The organism is Bacillus sp. GC_Bacil_1 (genome assembly GCF_026540675.1).
Lineage (GTDB): Bacteria > Bacillota > Bacilli > Bacillales > Bacillaceae_G > Bacillus_A > Bacillus_A cereus.
Window position 1 is genome coordinate 1 of sequence record NZ_JALNUG010000047.1, and the last position, 1,884, is coordinate 1,884.

Below are 1,884 nucleotides of genomic sequence, written 5' to 3' on the forward strand. Positions count from 1 at the left end.
GTTCAGAATGGGAGGGGGATGGAGCTTCTGACGTAGAGGTGCTTTTTACCTCGTAGGAAGACGCGAAGCCACCTACCATTCTAGCCGCTGGAGCTGGATATTAACTTAAAAGTGGCGGGGGCTCGCTCAGCTCTGACCAGCTAAGGTTCTCCCACTTATTTCTCTCTTTAATATCACCTAAAAGGCATAAAAAACTCGCTTACTATAAAATAAGCGAGTCCCAATCTTTTCCCTTTACTTAGTTGTTACATATCTTTTCGAGTCTGCAACAATGTTTTGTAAAAATTCTTCGTTTGTCTTCGTTTGACGAAGCTTACGTAAGAAACTTTCAACAAAGTCTGGTGTATCACGCATTGTTTTACGAATACCCCATAACTTGTCTAAATGCTCTTTTGGAATTAATAGATCTTCTTTACGTGTACCAGAACGACGAATATCAATCGCTGGGAAGATACGACGTTCAGCTAACGAACGATCTAAGTGAAGTTCCATATTTCCAGTTCCTTTAAATTCCTCGTAAATAACATCGTCCATACGAGATCCTGTATCAACAAGGGCTGTTGCTAAAATCGTTAAGCTACCGCCTTCTTCAATATTACGTGCCGCTCCAAAGAAACGCTTCGGTCTATGGAAAGCCGCTGGGTCGATACCACCCGATAATGTTCTACCACTTGGCGGAATAACGAGGTTGTAAGCTCGCGCTAAACGGGTAATACTATCCATTAAAATGATAACATCTTTTTTGTGCTCTACAAGACGCATTGCACGTTCTAACACAAGTTCAGCTACTTTAATATGATTTTCTGGTACTTCATCAAAAGTAGAACTTACAACGTCGCCCTTAACAGAACGTTCAATGTCTGTTACTTCCTCTGGACGCTCATCAATTAAAAGCACAATTAATTCTGCTTCTGGATGATTTGTTGTAACACTGTGTGCAATTTCTTTTAATAGACTTGTTTTACCAGCCTTTGGAGGCGCAACAATTAAACCACGTTGTCCAAATCCAACTGGTGCGATTAAATCCATGATACGTGTCGGTAACTTTTTCGGTTCCGTTTCCAATTTCATTTGGCGATCTGGGTATAATGGTGTTAATGCAGGGAAATGCACACGCTCTTTTGCTGAATCTGGATCATCTCCGTTTACAGCTTCAACTTGTAATAACCCAAAATAGCGTTCATTTTCTTTCGGAGGTCGTACTTTACCAGAAACTTTGTCTCCATTACGTAAATCGAAACGACGAATTTGCGAAGCTGAGATATAAATATCTTCTGAGCTTGGAGAATAGTTGATAGGACGTAGGAATCCAAATCCTTCTGATTGAATAATTTCTAATACGCCTTCCATGAAAAAGAAACCTTCTTTTTCTGCTCGAGCTTTCAAAATAGAAAAGATTAACTCTTTTTTCGTTAACTTGCTATAATACGAAATCTTAAATTCTTTCGCAAGCTCGTATAACTCTTTTAATTTCATGTTTTCTAATGCTGCAATTGACAAATTCATTCAGACACCACACTTTAACGTTATTCTCTTTTTTCATGGGTAAAGGGAAAAAATACGGAAGGCAAATAATTAATAATGAAAGGCAATAAGTTCAAGTAGGGTAATATTCACTATTGTAACCCTTTTATCTAGTTTTAATCAATACGTTGGAACACAAATACAAGAAGCGAAGACAAGAAAATTTGTCTTCGCTTCTTATTTAATTTAGTTCCGGCTCCGATAGTTAAAAAGATCGACCATTTTAACCTTTCTGAACGAGCCGCTTACGCTTTTTACTTAATCCAGCTTCAGCAGCTAGAATGGTCGGTGGCTTCACTTCTTTCTGCGAGGCAAAAAGCGCCTCTACGTCAGAAGCTCCATCCCCCTCCCATTCTGAAC

Annotated in this window: 1 protein-coding gene; it reads right to left on the minus strand. The window is 39.1% G+C overall.

The window, feature by feature from the left end:
• Positions 1-234 precede the first annotated feature (234 nt).
• Positions 235-1,506: a transcription termination factor Rho gene (rho, locus tag OXT04_RS29440; protein WP_001053903.1), complete on the minus strand. Its 1,272-nt coding sequence runs from the start codon at positions 1,504-1,506 to the stop codon at positions 235-237.
• Between the last annotated feature and the right edge of the window lie 378 nt (positions 1,507-1,884).

Coding starts and splice junctions, on each gene's coding strand:
- rho (WP_001053903.1), bottom strand. CDS start 1,506: ATGAATTTGTCAATTGCAGCATTAGAAAACATGAAATTAAAAGAGTTA.